This window comes from Sphingomonas sp. R647, assembly GCF_020177055.1.
In the GTDB taxonomy this organism is placed as follows: domain Bacteria; phylum Pseudomonadota; class Alphaproteobacteria; order Sphingomonadales; family Sphingomonadaceae; genus Sphingomonas.
On the sequence record NZ_JAIQXT010000004.1, the window covers coordinates 393372 to 410883 of the forward strand.

At 67.9% G+C, this 17512-nt stretch carries 19 protein-coding genes; 16 read left to right on the forward strand and 3 right to left on the reverse strand.

From position 1 onward, the window contains the following. Positions 1-2: 2 nt before the first annotated feature. Positions 3-2462 carry a DUF2339 domain-containing protein gene (locus tag K9B35_RS12075; RefSeq protein WP_224922086.1) on the reverse strand — a complete coding sequence of 820 codons (2460 nt, stop codon included), beginning with the start codon at positions 2460-2462 and terminating at the stop codon, positions 3-5. A 104-nt stretch (positions 2463-2566) separates the two neighbouring features. Here K9B35_RS12075 and dapF point away from each other — a divergent pair, with 104 nt between their 5' ends. From dapF to K9B35_RS12090, 3 genes are all read left to right on the forward strand, one after another. Further along, complete coding sequence (dapF, locus tag K9B35_RS12080) at positions 2567-3511, forward strand: diaminopimelate epimerase (RefSeq protein ID WP_224922087.1); 945 nt, start codon at positions 2567-2569, stop codon at positions 3509-3511. Between the two features lie 88 nt (positions 3512-3599). Then, entirely contained in the window at positions 3600-4973 is a 1374-nt protein-coding gene (locus K9B35_RS12085; protein WP_224922088.1) for an ADP-ribosylglycohydrolase family protein, read from the forward strand. Positions 4974-5025: 52 nt separating this feature from the next. Continuing rightward, positions 5026-5280: a hypothetical protein gene (locus K9B35_RS12090; RefSeq protein WP_224922089.1), complete on the forward strand. Its 255-nt coding sequence runs from the start codon at positions 5026-5028 to the stop codon at positions 5278-5280. 1291 nt (positions 5281-6571) lie between these two features. On the opposite strand, the gene K9B35_RS12095 is transcribed toward K9B35_RS12090, so the two are convergent. After that, positions 6572-6964, reverse strand: coding sequence for a hypothetical protein (locus K9B35_RS12095; RefSeq protein ID WP_224922090.1), 393 nt, complete (start codon positions 6962-6964; stop codon positions 6572-6574). A 313-nt stretch (positions 6965-7277) separates the two neighbouring features. On the opposite strand from K9B35_RS12095, the gene K9B35_RS12100 reads away from it, so the two are divergent. The 7 genes from K9B35_RS12100 (at position 7278) to K9B35_RS12130 (ending at position 12571) form a co-directional block, all read left to right on the forward strand. Next, positions 7278-7805 (forward strand): hypothetical protein, encoded by a 528-nt coding sequence (locus tag K9B35_RS12100; protein ID WP_224922091.1) that lies wholly within the window; start codon positions 7278-7280, stop codon positions 7803-7805. Then, positions 7795-9114: a DNA-packaging protein gene (locus tag K9B35_RS12105; RefSeq protein ID WP_224922092.1), complete on the forward strand. Its 1320-nt coding sequence runs from the start codon at positions 7795-7797 to the stop codon at positions 9112-9114. The genes K9B35_RS12100 and K9B35_RS12105 overlap by 11 nt, the downstream gene beginning before the upstream one ends. A 45-nt stretch (positions 9115-9159) precedes the next feature. Further along, entirely contained in the window at positions 9160-9888 is a 729-nt protein-coding gene (locus K9B35_RS12110; protein WP_224922093.1) for an NRDE family protein, read from the forward strand. A gap of 1 nt (position 9889) precedes the next feature. Further along, complete coding sequence (locus K9B35_RS12115; protein WP_224922094.1) at positions 9890-10561, forward strand: spermidine synthase; 672 nt, start codon at positions 9890-9892, stop codon at positions 10559-10561. A gap of 89 nt (positions 10562-10650) precedes the next feature. Then, the gene (locus K9B35_RS12120) at positions 10651-11787 is read left to right on the forward strand and encodes a phage portal protein (RefSeq protein ID WP_224922095.1); all 1137 of its coding nucleotides are present in this window, start codon (positions 10651-10653) and stop codon (positions 11785-11787) included. Positions 11788-11852: 65 nt separating this feature from the next. Then, complete coding sequence (locus K9B35_RS12125; protein ID WP_224922245.1) at positions 11853-12101, forward strand: DUF6127 family protein; 249 nt, start codon at positions 11853-11855, stop codon at positions 12099-12101. Then, positions 12098-12571, forward strand: coding sequence for an HK97 family phage prohead protease (locus K9B35_RS12130; protein ID WP_224922096.1), 474 nt, complete (start codon positions 12098-12100; stop codon positions 12569-12571). Before K9B35_RS12125 ends, K9B35_RS12130 begins: the two co-directional genes overlap by 4 nt. Before the next feature lie 19 nt (positions 12572-12590). On the opposite strand, the gene K9B35_RS12135 is transcribed toward K9B35_RS12130, so the two are convergent. Beyond that, positions 12591-12878 (reverse strand): hypothetical protein, encoded by a 288-nt coding sequence (locus tag K9B35_RS12135; RefSeq protein WP_224922097.1) that lies wholly within the window; start codon positions 12876-12878, stop codon positions 12591-12593. 199 nt (positions 12879-13077) lie between these two features. On the opposite strand from K9B35_RS12135, the gene K9B35_RS12140 reads away from it, so the two are divergent. From K9B35_RS12140 to K9B35_RS12165, 6 genes are all read left to right on the forward strand, one after another. After that, positions 13078-14133, forward strand: coding sequence for a phage major capsid protein (locus K9B35_RS12140; protein WP_224922098.1), 1056 nt, complete (start codon positions 13078-13080; stop codon positions 14131-14133). A gap of 131 nt (positions 14134-14264) precedes the next feature. Continuing rightward, positions 14265-15941 (forward strand): hypothetical protein, encoded by a 1677-nt coding sequence (locus tag K9B35_RS12145; protein WP_224922099.1) that lies wholly within the window; start codon positions 14265-14267, stop codon positions 15939-15941. A 19-nt stretch (positions 15942-15960) separates the two neighbouring features. Next, positions 15961-16209, forward strand: coding sequence for a hypothetical protein (locus K9B35_RS12150; RefSeq protein ID WP_224922100.1), 249 nt, complete (start codon positions 15961-15963; stop codon positions 16207-16209). Between the two features lie 77 nt (positions 16210-16286). Further along, positions 16287-16565, forward strand: coding sequence for a hypothetical protein (locus K9B35_RS12155; protein ID WP_224922101.1), 279 nt, complete (start codon positions 16287-16289; stop codon positions 16563-16565). Continuing rightward, positions 16565-17101 carry a hypothetical protein gene (locus K9B35_RS12160; RefSeq protein ID WP_224922102.1) on the forward strand — a complete coding sequence of 179 codons (537 nt, stop codon included), beginning with the start codon at positions 16565-16567 and terminating at the stop codon, positions 17099-17101. Before K9B35_RS12155 ends, K9B35_RS12160 begins: the two co-directional genes overlap by 1 nt. Continuing rightward, a complete protein-coding gene (locus K9B35_RS12165) occupies positions 17098-17502 on the forward strand; it encodes a DUF3168 domain-containing protein (protein WP_224922103.1) in 405 nt (134 codons plus the stop codon). The genes K9B35_RS12160 and K9B35_RS12165 overlap by 4 nt, the downstream gene beginning before the upstream one ends. The last annotated feature ends 10 nt before the right edge of the window (positions 17503-17512 follow it).

The window sequence follows — 17512 nt, forward strand, 5'->3', positions numbered from 1 at the left end:
GGTCAGGCGCCCGCCACTGACGCTTTCGGTCGCGCGGCGAGGAAGCGGCGATAGACCCAGCCGATTCCGATCAGCGCGATGCCGAGGCCGAGGAAGGAGAGGATGCGGAGCAGCCCGTCGAGTGCGGCAGCATCGATCAGGAACACCTTGACCGTAACGAAGGTGAGCAGGCCCAGCCCGGCAAGGCGCAGGTCGCGGCTGCCCGAACGGATGCCCAGCGTCAGCCCGGCCAGCGCGACGAGGAGGAGAGCGGCCGAATAGCCGTAATTTTCTCCGGTTCCGATCGGGCCGGTGATGATGCCGCCATGCGCGGCCTGACGGACGGCGGCGAGGGTGGCGACCAAGGCGGCGGCGATGGCGGCGCGGGTCGCCAGCGGCTGGGGCAGGAAGCGGTAGAGCCAGAAACCGGCGAGCGCGAAATGCAGCGCGAGCGGGAAGAAGCTGACCTGCTGCGCGACGAAGACGGGGTTGAGGACGACTAGGTCGAACCAGAGCAGGCGGCCGAGCGCGAGGCCGAACAACACGGGCGCGATGGCGGGGCGTCGGGTCTGGAGCACGAACGCAGCGGCGAACAGGGTGTGGGTGATCGCCGCGCGCTCGATGAAGCCGAGGCTTTCGAAGCGCATGTCGCTGGCAATGGCGAGCGGGAGCTTGGCGAGATGGTAGAGCAGCAGCAGCGCGGCGGCGATGCCGATGCCGAGCGCTGCATTGCGCAGCCGGCCGAACTGGCGCGAATCCGGGGCGAGCAGCGCGATGGTGGCGATCAGCGGGAGGAGCGCGCGGAGTGCTTCGGCGAGGGGTGGCAGGAGGGGATAGGTGACGCCTTCACCGGCGAGCGACTGGGCGATGAGCAGGGCATAGTCGAGGATCGGCTCGATCGCGGCAAACAGGATCGCGGCGATGCCGAGGGCGGGCAGGGTGAGCAGCGCGCGGTCGCCGGTGTAACTCGCCCACAGGCCAAGACCGATCGTGGCGAGGGCGAAGATGGCCCCGATCCATTCGATCGCGACCAGCTGGCCGGCGGCGGTGGCGAACAGGATCGCCGCGGCGAGCGCTCCGCCGATGAGGCCGGGGTCGTTACTGTCGATCGTGGTGCGGCGGCGCCAGCTGACGAAAGCGGCGAGCGCGGCGGCGATGAACTCGAGGATTGACCATTGCCAGTCGGCGAGGCGCGATGGCTCAAGCAGGTTGGCGAGCAGCAGCGGTCCGGCGATGCTGCCGAGCGCGATCACGGCCCAGCTGCGCGCACGGTCGAGCAGGGCGAGGCCGGGCGCGGCGAAGAGCAAGGCGAGGACCGGCGCGGCGATAAAGGTCGCGCCGTGGTCCGGGGCGACCAACGCTGCGGCGAGCAGGACCAGCGAGAGGCCGAGTGCGGCGAGCGCGCCGGGCAAATGGCGTCCGTCTCGCCAGGCGAGGAAAAGCGCGGCGGCGGCGAGGACGAGGTAGAAGCTCCACGCAAAGCCGTCGAAGGTCAGCGCGGGGGCGAAGATCAGCAGCTGGATAAGGCCGGCGACCAGTGGGGCTGTGCGCAGCCACGCGCTGGTGATCCCGGCGCGCGGGAGGGCGAGGGTGGCGGCAAGCGCGAGGGCGATGACGAAGGCGGCTGGGCCGGTCAATCGGGTCGGCTCCAGCGCGACGAGCAGGAAATTCACCCAGCCAAAGCCGACCACCGTGGCGGCGAGCGCGAGCCAGCCCCAGCCGCGGTGGATCGCCAGGCCGAAGAGTGCTGCGGTGAACAGGCCGAGATAGGCGAGCAGCGGGCCAATTCCCGCTGCGTCATAACCGGCGACTAGCGGCGCCACGAAGCCTCCGGCGAGCGCCAGCACTGCGGTGGGCGGGCCATGGCGCAGCGCGAGGAACAGGCCGAGCGCGGTCACGCCGATCATCAGGATGAAGGCGGGGAGCGGGCCGATTAGGTTGTAAAGCGCGGCGGCGATGTAGAGCGTCGCGTAGCTGCTGGCGATGCCCGCGCCGGCGAGTGCCTGGGCGATGCGCGGATCTTCGGCGACGGCGGGGATGCGGCGGGCGGCTTCGCTCGCGCCGACGAGGATGATCGCAAAGAGCGCGGCGAGGATGGTGCGGACTGCTGGGGTGAGCAGGCCGATTTCGACGGCGTAGCGGACGAGGAAGAAGCCCGCGACGACCAAGGCGACCGCGCCGATCCAGACGGGCAGGCGTGCGCCGATCAGCGATTCCAGGCTGGGGCGGTCGGGCTCCGGTTCGGGCGTGGGGGCGGGCGGTGGTGGCGGGGCGTCGACGCGCTTGACCGGCGGAGTGATGGCGGGGGGCGGTGGCGCGACCATCGCGACGGGAGCGGGTTCGGTCACGCGGGTGGGCTGGGGCTGTGCGCGTGGGGCGCTTTCGAGCCACTCGATCCGGCGTGTCAGGGCGCGTAGTCGCTGGCCCTGCGCCATCGCGATGATGCCGAGTGCGACCACGGCGAGGAACAATATGCCGTCCATTCCGGATCTTGTGGCAGCTTGGCCGCACGCGCGCCAGAGCGGGTTTGCGGACGGCAAGACGAACTGCAGTTGCGCCGAGTTCGCGGTGGCGTAGATGTCACCGGATGGAACTGAACTTTTTGAAATGTCATGGGTCGGCGAATGACTTCTGTCTGATCGACAGCCGCGACCTGGATCTGGATGATGCGAGTTGGGGGCGGATTGCTCGGGCGTTGAGCGATCGTGACGGGCCGGTGGGGGCGGATGGGATTTTGTTGCTGACCGCGGGCGATGCCGGGTCGGATTTTTCGATGCGGGTCATCAATGCAGATGGGTCCGAACCAGAGACCTGCTTGAATGGGTTGCGGTGTGTGGCGCGCGCCGGGTTTGAGGCGCTTGGGCTGGATGCGGCGCGGGTGCGGTTGAAGACGAGTGGGGCGCAGGTGGCGCGCGAGGATAGCCTTGCTCCCGGCGTTTATACCGTGCGCGAGACCGTGGGGCCGGTGGCGATCGATCCGGCGGCGGTGGGTATTCGGGTTGCTGCTCCGGTGATCGACGCGGTGGTGCCGGGGTTGCCGAGCGGGCGCGCCTTTACTGCGCTGGCGATGCCCAACCCGCATCTGATCGCGTTTGTCGATAAGGTGGACGTTGATGAGCTGGTTGCGCTGGGCACCTGGTGCGAGGCGGGGCCGGAACTGCTGGTCGATCGCGCCAATGTGAGCTTTGTCGAAGTGCGCGGCGATGACCTGTTCGTCCAAACGTTCGAGCGTGGGGTCGGGCTGACCAATGCGTGTGGAAGCGCGATGGCGGCGTCGGCGCATGCCGCGGGGCTGACCGGGCGGCTGCCGTTCGGGGCGTGGCTGACGGTGTTCAACCCCGGTGGCCGCGTGCGCGCGCGGGCCGAGGGGCCGGCGGGCGGCGACGCGGTGACGATCGCGGGCAATGCGACGTTCGAATGGGACGGCGTGATCGAGGTGGACCCGGCGACCGGCGCGGCGGGCGCGCTGCGCGTGGTGCGGCGGCGTGAGGATGAGGTCGCGGCCTGGGCGGCGGCGGTCGGGGCGCCCTGACGCCTCGACCTTGGCGTTCTGCGCCAATAGGAACAGGCGACGATGCGAAGGGCGGCGAGGTCCGACCCCGGTTCGAGGAGAGAGACTGTTGCGCCGCCTGATGCTGCCTGCCCTGATCATGTGCCTGTCCGCCTGTTCGACGACCGCGCCGGGACCTGCGTCCAAGATGGCGGCAGCGCAGCCCGCCGCGCTGGAGATCGACCGCGCGGCTTATACCCGGCGGATGGAGGGGTTCTGGCTGGGCCAGAGCATCGCCAACTGGACGGGGCTGGTCACCGAGATGGACAAGATCGGCGGCGACGGCCCGCACGGCAAATTCTACACGCGCGACGATTGGGGCAAGCCTGATCAGCCGAGCATCTTTGATCCGACCAAGCCCAGCCCGATTTCGCCGACGATCGATTTCGTGCTGCGCGGGCCGGGGGAAAGCTGGGGCGCGGATGACGATACCGATATCGAATATATCTATCAGGAAGCGCTGCTGAAGCACGGCACCAGCATCCTGACGCCGCAGCAGATCCGGCAGGCGTGGATCGACCATATCTATGACGAGAAGCAGCCCACGCCCTATGGCAAGGACGAAACCGGCAACCAGAATTACCTGTGGGTTTCGAACCAGCGCGCGCACGAACTGATGCTGGCGGGCGTGCTGCCGCCCGACACCTCCGACCCCAAGCGCAACGAGCATTGGGAGATGATCGACGCGCAGCTGTCGACCGAGATTTTCGGCCTGTTCGCGCCGGGCCGCCCTGACATTGCGCTACGCATGGCCGACCTGCCGATCCGCACCGCAGCGCGCGGGGGCGCCGCCGATATTGCGCGATTCCATGTCGCGCTGCACGCGCTGTCGGCGCAGGTCGATCCCGCGCGACCGCTGGGGACGCAATTGCGTGACGTTGCCGCGCAGGCGAGCCGGGTGCTGCCCGAGGGCGGCTATCCGCTGGCGATGTACCGCTTTGTGCGGGGGCAATATGAGAGTGGCGTCAGCTGGGAAGCGGCGCGCGACGCGGTCTATCGCCGCTATCAGGTCGAGATGGCGGATGGCTACGACATCTCCGCGCGCAAGATCTACTGCAATGGCTGTTTCGCCGGGGGCATCAATTTTGCCGCCGGGCTGGTCAGCTATTTCTATGGCGAGGGCGATCTGCGCGAGACGATCCGGATCGGCACGCTGGCGGGATGGGATTCGGACAATCCGACCGCGACCTGGGGCGGGCTGATCGGATCGATCATGGGGCGCGAACGGATCGAGGCCGCGTTCGGGCGGAAGCTGTCGGGGCGGTTTCATATCCATCGGACGCGCAAGGGGTTTGCGAACGATGGGTATGATGAGTTCGCGGCGATGGGAACGCGGGCGCTGGGGATTGTCGACCGGGCCGTGGTCGAGGAGGCCGGGGGGCGGGTTGATCGGTCGCGGGGGCGGTGGGTGATTCCGGGGGTGTGGGGGCCGGGGGGCGAGTAGGGGCGGTTTGCGACCCCATTGCGGTCATTGCAGATGTGTTCAGAATGGCCGGATGATAAAACGCCGGAAGCCAAAGGTGTCACTTGAGCAGGCCAAGCTGCTGGCGGACAAATACATCGCGGCACAGGATCTAAAGGGCTGGCGCTTTCAGGTTGTCGAAGCACATCGCGCAGGCGTCGATCCGGACAATTGGACGGTTATCGTAGACTGTTTCTCGCCGGAAGGGGGGCTGGTTGATGGCCCAAAAATACTGATTGTGAATGGCGTAACGGGCGAGGTCCGGACGTTAGAATCATACTACGAATGATCTAGCGCTAATGACCGCTTCCCACCCAATTGCTGTCCTAGCCATCCTCGACCGATTTCGGATTGGCGTCGGACCCCGCGGCTAAGTCGCTTGTGGCCCGGTGGATGCTGAAACAAGTTCAGCATGACGGGAGGAGGAGGCCGGGGGGTAAGTAGGGCGGTTTCCGACCCCATTGCGCCCCCCCCGAAACTGAGACAACCTCGTGCGATGCGGAGGCCATGGTTCACCAGCGCGCTGATCCTGACATGCCTTGTCAGCTGTTCGAACGAGCAACCCCGGCCCAAAGCCTGTAATGGCCCCGCGTTAGCGGTTTACCAGCCGGATGAGGGGCCACGCTCTGCACAACATGCACTGAAAATTGCTCGCGATCTTTCTACGGCTTCCGTCATGACGCCGCATGGGCGCGTTACGCACAAGGTCGAGCAGTGCGGGGAGCGTGATCGCGATTGCATCATTTTTCCCATTTCGATTTCGAAGCCACCCACTGAACGAGCAGCCTGGGAAACAGCGGCGCATTCATGCCGGCGGGTCGGCGCACAGGGGGACGCGGTCGTCTACTCCTGTCGTGATTTGCAGGGCGGGTGGGCAACGCGATTTTCAATGGACGCCCCGAGGGGCGTGACTTCCTTTGTTCGACACCACCCGCAATTTGGCAGCTTCCGGTCGATCTTGACCTCGACATGCGGCCTGTTTTCAACCTAGCCGGGCCGCTAGTTCGCTTCTGAGCCAATTGCTGCCATGCCCGCCATCCCCCGTGTGTTCTGGGCCCTGTCGCGCCCAGCGGCTCAGTCGCGTGTGGTGCGGTGGACCCTGAAACAAGTTCAGCATGACGGAAGGAGGTTGGGGCGTCATGGCGGTTGCTTCGTCGGGCCTTGCGTTGCGGCCGGGCTGCGTGGTGCGCAAGGCAGCCCAGTCCCGGGTCAAGCCCGGGACGACGAGCGGGTTTGAGGTCCGGGTAAGCGGCGTTGCAGGCTGCGCGTTCACCGCTCCGCGCCGATCTAACCCCTCTCCCATCCTTCGCTAGGCGGCCGAGCCGCCAAGCCGCGGCATCCGTCTCGCCGATCAAGGCGAGAGGGGCGGCGAGGAGGTGCGCGCGTGCGGACCGTTGCTTCTATCATGGTCATCCCGGCCCTGTGCCGGGATCCAAGGTGCCGCACTTCCCGCGAAAGAACCTCTTGTCCTGCGCTTGGGTCCCGGTGGATCCCGGCACAAGGCCGGGATGACGATTGTCGGGAATGAGGTGGCTGGCGCGGTCACCCCACACCAACTTATGCCGCTGGGAGAGCGATTTTCAGTCCTTCGGCTTGGCCGGCTTCTTTGCGGTCTCTGGCGGTTTGCCGTCGATCTTGACCAGCGAGGCGAGGCGGCATTCGCCTTCGCGGGGGACGATGATGCTGGAGAAGCGGTCGATGCCGCCGACGCCGCCAGAGGGCTTGAAGGCGATCTGCCATGCCCAGGGGAGTTCGAAGCACGGGGCGAAGAAGGTCCCGCGATACCATTGGCGCCCTGCGCGCAGGTAGATGGCGTCGCGGCCATCGGCGCGGAAGTCGCGGACCATCGAGGGGAAGGGGATGCGGGCCTCTTTGGCGGCGGGCGCGGCGGCCTCCTGCGCGGTGGCGGGGAGGGCGGTGACGAGCAGGGCCAGTGGGGCGAGCAGGGCGGCGGGGGCGCGGCGGTGGGTCATGGGTGCAGCATGGCACAGATGCGATGAACCGGCGATGGATGATTGAGCGAACCAAATGGGAACAAAGTGCTTGACATCGTCACGCTCATTCGGTACATAACAGGAACGTTGAAGAATTGCGGGTCGCGGCGATCGGGCTGCTGAGCGCGGTCTTCGGGGAATTGGAAATCGAGTGAAGTCGGGCCGGGGCGGGGACGCCTGTCGGCCCGATTTGCGTTGGGGAGGGGCGAGAATGCCAATGGGATGCCGCATCGATCTGGATGGACAGCGGGTGGCGACCGGCAAGTGTGCGCGCGCACGTTGGAGCAAGGCGATGCGAGTCGCGTTCCTCGACCACCTCGCTGCCACATGCAACGTCGCCCAATCGGCTGCCATTGCGAATGTGAGCGTGGAAACCGTTTATGCGCACCGGCGGCGCGACGCCCGTTTCGCCGAGCAGTGGGAAGCGGCACTGGCGCTTGGCTATCAGATGGTCGAGACGCTGCTGCTGGGCCATGTGCTCGCGGGCAACCGTGCCGGCGATCACGTCGATACCCAGCAATGCGAACAGCCGCTGATCGATTTCGACGCGGCAATGCGCTTGCTCGCGGCCCATCGCAAGACGGACGGTAAGCCGCGAAAGGGCGGACCCCCGCTGCAATTTGCCGCTTCTGACGAGACCGACGCCGTGCTGCTCAAGCGACTGAAGGTGATCGAGATGCGGCGCGCGCGTGAGGCGCAGGTGGCCGCGGGCACGGCCGGGTTGCTGGCGCAGGATGCGGGCGCGGGCGATCCGGTCCTGGCACGCGATGCGGTGATCGATCACGCCCCGCAGGCGGAGGGTACGCGCGATGGCGAGTGATGCGGAGATCGGCGCCTTCATCGACCGGCTGATCGCGCTGCCCGATGAAGAACGCGGCCACGCGGTGCGCGGGATGACGAAGCCGATGCGGCGCGAGTTCCTGGCGCGGTGGAAGCTGTGGGCGCATGGCGGACAGCTGGTGCCGCCGGGAGACTGGCGGGTGTGGCTGATCCGTGCGGGGCGTGGCTTTGGCAAGACGCGCGCGGGGAGCGAATGGGTCAATCAGCTGGCGCTGGACGAACCCGAGGGGCGCTTTGCGCTGGTGGGCGCAAGCCTGGAAGAAGTGCGGCGGGTGATGATCGAGGGTCAGTCGGGGCTGATCGCGACGGCACGCTCCGACCGGCAGCCGGTGTGGAAGGCGAGTGCGCGTGAGCTGCACTGGCCGTCGGGCGCGGTCGGCTTTGCCTATTCGGCGGAGTCGCCGGAAGGGCTGCGCGGACCGGAGCATCATGCCGCCTGGGCCGATGAGCTGGGCAAATGGGGGCGGCGCGGTGACGCGGCGTGGGACAATCTGGTGATGGGATTGCGGCTGGGCGAGCGGCCGCGCGTGCTGGTGACGACGACACCGCGGCCGACACGGCTGATGCGGCGGGTGATGGCGTTGCCGAGCTGTGTGGAGACGCGCGGGGCGACGCGGGACAATCCGCATCTGCCGGCGAGTTTCGTCGCGGCGATGGAGGCCGAATATGGCGGCACGCGGCTCGGGCGGCAGGAGCTGGATGGTGAGCTGCTGAGCGATGTGCCGGGCGCGCTGTGGACGCGGGCGATGATCGAGGCGGCGCGTAGCGTGGCGGTGGATGCGCCGGTGCGGGTGGTGGTCGGCGTCGATCCGCCGGCGAGCGCGGAGGGCGATGCGTGCGGCATCGTCGCGGTGGCGATCGATGGCGCGGGGCGGCTGTGCGTGCTGGAGGATGCGAGCGTGGCGGGGCTGTCGCCCGAGGGCTGGGCGCAGGCGGTGGCGGCGTGTGCCGACCGGCATGGCGCGGACCGGGTGGTGGCGGAGAAGAACCAGGGCGGCGACATGGTCGAAAGCGTGCTGCGCGCGGCGGCGGTGGCGATGCCGGTGCGGCTGGTCCATGCGAGCCGGGGCAAGGCGGCGCGGGCCGAGCCGGTGGCGGCGCTGTACGAGCGGCGGCAGGTGCGGCATGCGGAGCCGTTCGCGGCGCTGGAGGATGAACTGTGCGGGCTGGTGCGCGGGGGCGAGTATGCCGGGCCGGGGCGCTCGCCGGATCGGGCAGATGCGCTGGTGTGGGCGGCGTGGGAGCTGGTGTTCGGGTGGAAGGGTGAGGTTGGGGTGCGCAAGCCTTGAGATCGGCTCTAGCTGTCGCGTTCGCCCCCCGCTAAGCCTCCGCGCATGTGCGTGCTGGCGTTGGCGTGGGGGATGCATCCCAATTGGCGGTTGGTCGCTGCGGGGAACCGTGACGAGCGGCATGCGCGGGCGACGGCTCCGTTGTCGCGGTGGATGGCGCGTGGGCCGGTCATCGGTGGGCGCGATCTGGAGGCTGGGGGGACCTGGCTGGCGGTGAATGAGGCCGGAAGGCTGGCGGCGGTGACCAATGTGCGGGGCGAGGTTGCCGATCCGGCGCGGCTGTCGCGCGGGGGGCTGGTGACCGATATGCTCGCCGGGCATGAGCCGGAGGATCTGAACGCGTATAATCCGTTCAACCTGATCGCGGTGGATCGCGACGGGCCGCTGTATCTGTCGAACCGGCCCGATCCGGTGCGGCGACCGTTGAGTCCGGGAATGCACGGGCTGTCGAACGGGTTGTTCGATACTTTGTGGCCCAAGACGATCCGGGTGCAGATGGCGCTGACCGCGTGGCTGGAGGCGGGGAGTTCGTCGCTGGAGCCGTTGTTCGCCGCGCTCGCCGATGAGCGGCCGGCGGGGGCGGCGGAGCGCTATGAGCCCGATCCGCATGAGCCGGTGGACTCGCCGGTGTTCATCCGCAACCCGGTCTATGGGACGCGGGCGAGCACGGTGGTCACGGTGGATCATCTGGGGCGCGGGCGGATTGCCGAGCGGCGGTTTAATTCGACCGGGCTGCTCGAGGGCGAGAGTGTTTTGAGTTTTACGTGGAGTTGAGATGACACCTCGGGAGCTGATCGGTGTGGCCGAGGTGCCGGGCGGGGAACCGTTGCGGCTGGTGCGGCATGGGCGTGATCACATCATCATGCTCGAGCGCAACGAGCTGATGTCGAGCCGGATGAGTGGATCGGAAGAGGCGCTGGCGGATATGACGCTGGACCGGCTGAGCGATCCGTCGAGCGCCCGGCTGCTGATCGGCGGCTATGGCATGGGGTTTACGCTGCGCGCGGCGCTCCGGCGGCTGGGGCCGAAGGGGTGGGCGTGCGTGGTCGAGCTGGTGCCGGGCATTATCGAATGGGCGCGCGGGCCGATGGCGGAATTGGCCGACGGGTGCCTGGATGATCCGCGCACGCAGCTGGTGATGGGCGATGTCGGGGCGGAGATTGCGCGCAGCCGGGGGAGTTGGGAGGCGGTCCTGCTGGATGTCGACAATGGCCCGGACGGGCTGACGCGCGACGCCAATAACGGGCTCTACACGATGCGCGGGCTGGAGCGGGCGCGGGCGGCGCTGGCGCCGGGCGGGGTGCTGGCGGTGTGGTCGGCTGGGCCGGACCCGGCCTTTACGCGGCGGATGCGCGATGCGGGGTTTGAGGTTGAAGAGGTTCAGGTGCGGGCGCGTTCCAACGGGAAAGGTCCGCGGCACGTGATTTGGTTCGGTAAGAAGCGCTGACGAGTCTTTGAAGCGCGCAGACGCGCGCACCCACCCCTAGCCCCTCCCTTTCAGGGAGGGGAATGATTGGGGCCAAGCGGAGATCAATTATGAAATGGTTCGGGCGGAAGTCCGGGCGCGAGGGTTCGCGTCCGGTGTTGGCGCGTGGGCAAGGCGCGGGCGCGGTGCTGGGTGAGTGGCCGCAGAGTTATGAGGCGCAGGTGCGCGCCGGCTATGCCGCCAATCCGGTGGCGCAGCGGGCGGTGAAGATTATTGCCGAGGGCGTCGCGGGCGCGCCGGTCGCGGCGAGCGATGCGGCGTTGCTGAAGCTGGTCACGGCGCGGAGCCAGGGGCAGGAGTTGGGGGCGACGATCGCCGCCCAGCTGCTGCTGCATGGTAATGCCTATGTGCAGCTGCTGGGGACAAGTGCGGGGGGTGTCGCCGAACTGTTCGCGCTGCGGCCCGAGCGGGTGAGTGTGGAGACCGATGCCGGGGGGTGGCCGGTCGGCTATCGCTATCGCGTGGGCGGGAGCGTCAGCATGATCGCGGCGGAGGATGCGGCGGGGCGGCCACAGGTCGTGCATCTCAAGGCCTTCAACCCGGTCGACGATCATTATGGGCTGGGGTGCCTGGGCGCGGCGTCGGGGGCGATCGCGATCCACAATGCGGCGACGCGGTGGAACAAGGCGCTGCTCGACAACGCCGCGCGGCCTTCGGGGGCACTGGTGTACGAGCCGGGGGACGGGAGTGCGCTGTCGCCTTCACAGTTCGAGCGACTGAAGGGCGAGATGGAAGCCGGTTTTGCCGGCGCGGCGAATGCCGGGCGGCCGATGCTGCTGGAGGGTGGGCTCAAATGGCAGGCGATGAGCCTCACGCCTGCTGACATGGATTTTGTCGGGCTGAAGGCGGCGGCGGCGCGCGAGATCGCGCTGGCGTTCGGGGTGCCGCCGATGCTGATCGGCCTGCCCGGCGACAATAGCTATGCGAATTATCGTGAGGCGAACAAGGCGGTGTGGCGGATGACGATCCTGCCGCTGGCGGACAAGATCCTGACCGAATTGGCGCAGGGGCTGTCGCCGTGGTTCCCCGAAGCGCGGCTGTGGGTCGCGGTCGACAAGATCCCGGCGATGGCCGAGGACCGTGAGCGGCTGTGGCGCAGCGTGAGCGGGGCGGAGTTCCTGACCACCGAGGAGAAGCGCGCGATGCTGGGGATCGGCGCGGAGATTGGCCAAGGGATCGGGGCGTGAGCGCGCCAGTCGACGGCAAGCTGCTGGCGCAGTTGATCGCACAGGGGTTCGCCGAGGGCGCGGACATGGCGACGCTGCGCGCGGTGGCGGAGGAAGCGGGCGAGCTGGGCGCGAGCCGGGCGCTGGCGCGGCTGGGGCTCGACGATCCGCATGCGGGCAAGGACATGGGCGAGCTGCGCGAGCTGTTGGAGGCGTGGCGCGATGCGAAGCGGTCGGCGGTGAAGGCGGTCGCTGGGTGGGTCGTGCGGATGCTGCTGGCGCTGCTGGTGGTGGGGCTGGCGGTGAAATTGGGGTTTTGGGGGGTGGGGAAGTGAGTGGTCCTGACAGGCCCTCCCCCAGCCCCTCCCGCGAGCGGGAGGGGAGCATTAGGTTTGCCGGTTACGCAGCGGTTTTCGATGTGCCGGACCGGGGTGGGGATGTGATCCGGGCTGGGGCGTTCGGGGCGCGGGTGCGGCGGGTGCCGTTGCTGTGGCAGCATCGCGGAGCGCCGGTCGGGGTGATCGAGGCGATTGGTGAGGATGGGCGCGGGTTGCGCGTGACCGGGCGGGTTGAGGTGCCCGAACTGGCGGCGCTGGTAGCGAAGGGCGCGGTGAGTGGGCTGAGCTTCGGGTACCGGACGGTCAGGGCGCGGCACGGGCGGTGGCGTGAGATCGAGCGGCTGGAGCTGTGCGAGGTGAGCTTGGTGGCGCGGCCGATGCAGGGGTTGGCGCGGGTGCATGCGGTGGTGGGGGCGGCTGTCGGTCTCCGCGAGGCTATGACTGCCCCACCCCAACCCCTCCCCTGAAGGGGAGGGGCTTTTTGCATTAGCTGAGTCGGCGGGCGTTGGCGCGGACTTTGCGGCGGTAGTGGGCGAGTGCCTTGCGGGTGGTGGTGGCGGGACTCATGCCCATCGCGCCGGTCATCATCGCCATCTGCAGCTCGAACGCTGCGGTCATTTTTTCGGAGACCATCAATTCGGTCTCGCGCTGTGCCTCGGGGCCGCCCTGGGCGATCTTGGTCGCGCGCAGGCCGATGACCGCGGCAGATTCCAAGCCGAGGGACCAGGCGTCGAATCCGGCGTTCATCCAGCTTCTGTTCGATCGTTTGGACATTTGGAATTCCCGGAGTGACGGTGCGTCGCGGTCCTAACGATACAGGATCGTGGATGGGCGCGCATGGGCGCGAATATGGCTGATAGCCAATTCATTTTCTGAGACGACGGGGTTCGCCTGGTGCGCGCCCCCTCCACCATCGCTTTGCGATGGTCCCCCTCCCCGTGCCGGGGAGGATTTTCTTGGCATGGAGAAGACTATGGAAACGAAGGCGGATGTCCTCGAACAGTCGTTCGAGGCGGTGGAAGCGGCCGGGGTGCCGGTGGCGCGGCCGATGTTGAGTGGCGCGCGCAGCATGGGCGGCGCGGCGTTCGAGGGGTTTTTGCGGAGCGGCAGCGGCGCGCTGGAGATGAAGGCGCTGTCGGGGGTGAGCGGGGCCGAGGGCGGCTATGCCGTGCCGCGCGAGATCGACGCGCTGGTCGATGCGACGCTGGCGAGCATTTCGCCGATCCGCGCGATCGCGAATGTCGTGACGGTGGGCAGCGCGGGGTATCGCAAGCTGGTCGCATCGGGCGGGACCGAATCGGGCTGGGCGAGCGAGACGGCGGCGCGCGACGAGACCGATACGCCGGTGTTCAACGAGATCGCCCCGCCGATGGGCGATCTGTTCGCCAATCCGGCGGCGAGCCAGGCGATGCTGGATGACGGCGCGTTCGATGTCGAAGCCTGGCTGGCCGATGAGATCGCGCGCGAATTTGCGCGGGCCGAGGGGGCGGCGTTCGTCAGCGGCAACGGGACGAACAAGCCCAAGGGGTTCCTCACCTATGCCACGGCGGCGACCGGCGATGAGAGCCGTGCGTTCGGGATGCTGCAGCACATCGTGTCGGGTGCGGCGGGGGCGTTTGCGGCCAATCCCGAGGAGAGGCTGATCGACCTGGTTCAGGCGCTGCGCCCGCCGTACCGCCAGGGCGCGGTGTGGTGCATGAATTCGGCGACGCTGGCGCGCATCCGCAAGTTCAAGACGAGCGACGGCGCGTTGCTGTGGCAACCGTCGCTGAGCGCGGGGCAGCCGGCGAGCCTGCTTGGCTATCCGGTGGTCGAGGCCGAAGACATGCCCGACATCGCGGCCAATTCGCTGTCGATCGCGTTCGGCAATTTCAAGGCGGGGTATCTGATCGCCGAGCGTGGCGAGACGCAGATCCTGCGCGATCCGTACAGCAACAAGCCGTTCGTGCATTTCTACGCGACCAAGCGGGTCGGCGGCGCGGTGACCAACAGCGAGGCGATCAAGATCATGAAGTTCGCCGCCGCGTGAACGCAGCGCGGCAGGGTTAGCGGGGCGGAAGCCATCGTGATTCTGCCGTTCGTTGCACCCCTGATACAGTCGGGCCGGGGCGAAGCGGGCGCCCCGGCCAGTTCCGACATGTTCTCCGCAGGAGCAGACAGATGGCAGACCTGATTTACGCAGATTTGGTCGAGGAAACGACCACGACGACCGGAACCGGCGCGATTACGCCGGCCGGTGCAGTGACCGGATCGCGCAGCTTTGCGTCGGTGCTGAGCGAGGGTGACCAGTTTTACTATGCGATCGACGGCGCGCCGGCGGATGCGAGCGTGTTCGAGGTCGGGATCGGCACCTTTAACAGCGGGACGATCGTGCGCGATCCGATCGTGTCGTCAGACGGGACCAGCGCGGTGAATCTGCCGGCCGGGACCAAATCGATTTCGCTGACGGTCGCGGCGGAATTTTACGAGACGGTGCAGGCGCATGACGTGTTCGCCGCGTGGCAGGCAATTCCGGGCAATGAGAGCCTGACCGTCAGCGACTTTCTCGATGAGATTACCGGGGTGAACGGCCTGTCGGCCCCCATCTACACAATCGAGGCGGCGACGCCCCCGGATATCAACTCAGGGTGGTCGCAGGAGGGGGTCGTTTATGATTCGCCGTCGCGTGATGAAGGCGGTGAGCCGTCGAGCATCCGCTTTGGGCTGGCGTTCACCTATGGCCCCTATGCGGCGAACACGCAGTTTCCGGGGCAACCCGAATACACCAATAATGTGTTCGGGCTGAGCTGGAACCTCACCACCAGCTTTACGCCGATCAACACCGATATGGGCGGGCCGTCGATCCGGGTCGAGAGCCGGTTCAAGAAGCCGAGCCGCAATCCGGCAAAGTCGGGCCAATGGATCGACGGATCCGAATTCCACCACGCGATGCACACCACGGGATCGGGTGGATCGGAATATCGCCCGATCAGCATCTATGCCCCGTTTGACAGCGATGATTGGGGCAATGATTCCGACATCAGCTTTCAGGGTGCATTCTACGCCTTTGCCGACGGATACCGGAATGCACATGTCACATTCGGCTGGAACGGAGCAGCCGGCGACACCAAGTCGATCAACCTGTCGAACCAGGTGCGGGTCAACCGGCTGGGCAACAACCAGGCATTCCTGACCCAGACGAACGCGGCGGGCACTGCGCAGATCAACCTGCCTTACGTCAATTCGGGCAATGGCTATACGTTCGATCGCGACATTTACATGTCGGCCGGCAGCGTTGCGACCAACCCGCTGGGGTTCCAGTCGCTGTTCACACTGGTGGGCACGTCGGGCTTCACCAATGGCGCGCGGATGATCTACCTCAACGCCAATGCCGTCACCGGGTCGGTGACGGGGTTCCGGGCCGAGATTTCCGCATCGACGCGGTTCGAGGGCGTCCAGGTTCGCAACACCCATGCAAGTGGCGCCAGCGGTATTCGCATCGAGGGCAATGGCGCGACCTATCTCGACTTTTTCAACGAAGCGAACTTCCATCGCTGGGGCCTGCGGCTCAAGACCAATGGCGATTTCACGATCGGTCAGAGCGTGCAGGGTGCGGATGTTGCCGACGCGCTGCGGATCAACTTCACCACGCTGCAGACGCAGTTCATGAAGGCGCCGAAGCTGCCGAGCGCGACGGTTGCGAGCGCGGGGTCGGCGGCGAGCGCGGGTGCGGGGGCGTTGCATTATGTGACAGACCTCAATGCCACCACCGCCGGATCGGTCGCAGCGGGCGGCGGGTCGAATGCGGGCGTGGTCGTCAGCGACGGCGCCAACTGGCGGATCATGACGGCATGGTGAGCGGGCCGGGAGCGCGGACATGATTGCGCGCGCTCCCATCGCTGCCGGGTCGATTGCCGGAAGGCGGCTGCGGTCGCTGGCGATCGGGGCCGACTTTGTCGTGCCCTTTGCGGCGGTCGGGCTGGCCGCGCTGGACCGGCGGGCGATGCGGACAGCGCGCCCGAATGATGCAGCTGTTGCGGGCGATGCCAATCTTGCCATGGCAGTTGCGACGTCGGCGGCAGGGCTCGCGGCGGGCGACCGCCACAGGGCGATCCGCATCGGTTGAAGCGTCGCATCGGCGGCGATCTGGAAGGGGCGGTCCTGCGGGGCCGCCCCTTTTTTCTTGGGAGAAGGGGGCGAGCGATGGGCATCTTCCTGAAGGATCCGGCGGCGGCGCTGGACTATGCGATCGACTGGGCGGCGATTGCCGGCGCGGCGGGGCTGAGCGCGAGTAGCTGGGCGGTCGAGCCGGTGCATGACGACGGGCTGGCGGTGGTGGCCGAAGCGGTCAGCGGGCCGCGCTGTGCCGCGACGGTTGAGGGCGGGCGGCCCGGCATGGTCTATCGCCTGACCAACCAGGTAATGTGGAGCGACGGGCGGCGCGATGCGCGGTCGCTCGACGTGCGGGTGGAGCGGCGGTGATGGTCGAGACGATCGTGCCGCCCGAGGCGGCCCCCGTCGCGCTGGCCGAGCTGCGCGCGTTCCTGCGGATCGAGGGCGCCGATGGCGATGCCGAACTGGCGGCGCAGCTGCGCGTTGCGACCGAGCTGTGCGAGGGGTTTATCGGGGCGCCGCTGCTGGAGCGGACGCTGCGCGAGACACTGGTGGCGCGAGGCGAGTGGCAGGCGCTGAGCGTATCGCCGATACGGGCGGTGACGGCGGTTCACGCGCTTTCGGGGGATGGCAGCGCGGTGGCGCTGACGCCTGAGGTTTATGGGATCGATATCGACGCTGCGGGTCGGGGGTGGGTGCGGTGTGCGGCCGTCGGACGGATCGCTGTTACCTATGTGGCGGGGAGCGCGGCGGACTGGAACGCGGTGCCCGAGCCGGTGCGGCACGGCATTCTGCGGCTGGCGGCGCATCTGCGGATGGATGGCGATGGCGTGCCGCCGGCGGCGGTGACGGCTTTGTGGCGACCGTGGCGGGTGATGCGGCTGGGCGCGGGGGCGGTGCGATGAGCGCGGCGGTGGTGCTGGCGGAGGCGATCCGGGCGGCGCTGAGCGCGCATGCGCCGCTCGCCGAGGGACTGGCGGGGGTGTTCGATGCGCCGCCGGTGCGTGCGGCGACGCCGCATGCGGTGATCGGCGAGGCGTTGCTGAGCGACTGGGGCACCAAGGACATGGCCGGGCGCGAGGCGCGGGTCGTGGTGGCGCTGCACGACGCCGGGGAGAGTTCGGCGCGGCTGCGGCGGCTTTCAGGCGAGCTGGAGACCGCTGTGGCGTCGATGCCGCGGGCGATCGGCGGGGGCTGGGAGCTGGCGAGCCGGGTGCTGCTGCGCGCGCGGATGGAGCGGAAGGGCGAGGGGCGCTGGATCGCGACGAGTGAGTGGCGGCTGCGCATGCTGAAATCGGGTGGGTGAGGGAGATACG

What these genes read in the sequence shown, in the direction of transcription:
- K9B35_RS12075 (WP_224922086.1), bottom strand. Translation starts at nt 2,462, where the DNA reads ATGGACGGCATATTGTTCCTCGCCGTGGTCGCACTCGGCATCATCGCG.
- dapF (WP_224922087.1), top strand. Translation starts at nt 2,567, where the DNA reads ATGGAACTGAACTTTTTGAAATGTCATGGGTCGGCGAATGACTTCTGT.
- K9B35_RS12090 (WP_224922089.1), top strand. Translation starts at nt 5,026, where the DNA reads ATGATAAAACGCCGGAAGCCAAAGGTGTCACTTGAGCAGGCCAAGCTG.
- K9B35_RS12095 (WP_224922090.1), bottom strand. Translation starts at nt 6,964, where the DNA reads ATGACCCACCGCCGCGCCCCCGCCGCCCTGCTCGCCCCACTGGCCCTG.
- K9B35_RS12100 (WP_224922091.1), top strand. Translation starts at nt 7,278, where the DNA reads ATGCGAGTCGCGTTCCTCGACCACCTCGCTGCCACATGCAACGTCGCC.
- K9B35_RS12105 (WP_224922092.1), top strand. Translation starts at nt 7,795, where the DNA reads ATGGCGAGTGATGCGGAGATCGGCGCCTTCATCGACCGGCTGATCGCG.
- K9B35_RS12110 (WP_224922093.1), top strand. Translation starts at nt 9,160, where the DNA reads ATGTGCGTGCTGGCGTTGGCGTGGGGGATGCATCCCAATTGGCGGTTG.
- K9B35_RS12115 (WP_224922094.1), top strand. Translation starts at nt 9,890, where the DNA reads ATGACACCTCGGGAGCTGATCGGTGTGGCCGAGGTGCCGGGCGGGGAA.
- K9B35_RS12120 (WP_224922095.1), top strand. Translation starts at nt 10,651, where the DNA reads ATGAAATGGTTCGGGCGGAAGTCCGGGCGCGAGGGTTCGCGTCCGGTG.
- K9B35_RS12125 (WP_224922245.1), top strand. Translation starts at nt 11,853, where the DNA reads ATGGCGACGCTGCGCGCGGTGGCGGAGGAAGCGGGCGAGCTGGGCGCG.
- K9B35_RS12135 (WP_224922097.1), bottom strand. Translation starts at nt 12,878, where the DNA reads ATGTCCAAACGATCGAACAGAAGCTGGATGAACGCCGGATTCGACGCC.
- K9B35_RS12140 (WP_224922098.1), top strand. Translation starts at nt 13,078, where the DNA reads ATGGAAACGAAGGCGGATGTCCTCGAACAGTCGTTCGAGGCGGTGGAA.
- K9B35_RS12145 (WP_224922099.1), top strand. Translation starts at nt 14,265, where the DNA reads ATGGCAGACCTGATTTACGCAGATTTGGTCGAGGAAACGACCACGACG.
- K9B35_RS12150 (WP_224922100.1), top strand. Translation starts at nt 15,961, where the DNA reads ATGATTGCGCGCGCTCCCATCGCTGCCGGGTCGATTGCCGGAAGGCGG.
- K9B35_RS12155 (WP_224922101.1), top strand. Translation starts at nt 16,287, where the DNA reads ATGGGCATCTTCCTGAAGGATCCGGCGGCGGCGCTGGACTATGCGATC.
- K9B35_RS12160 (WP_224922102.1), top strand. Translation starts at nt 16,565, where the DNA reads ATGGTCGAGACGATCGTGCCGCCCGAGGCGGCCCCCGTCGCGCTGGCC.
- K9B35_RS12165 (WP_224922103.1), top strand. Translation starts at nt 17,098, where the DNA reads ATGAGCGCGGCGGTGGTGCTGGCGGAGGCGATCCGGGCGGCGCTGAGC.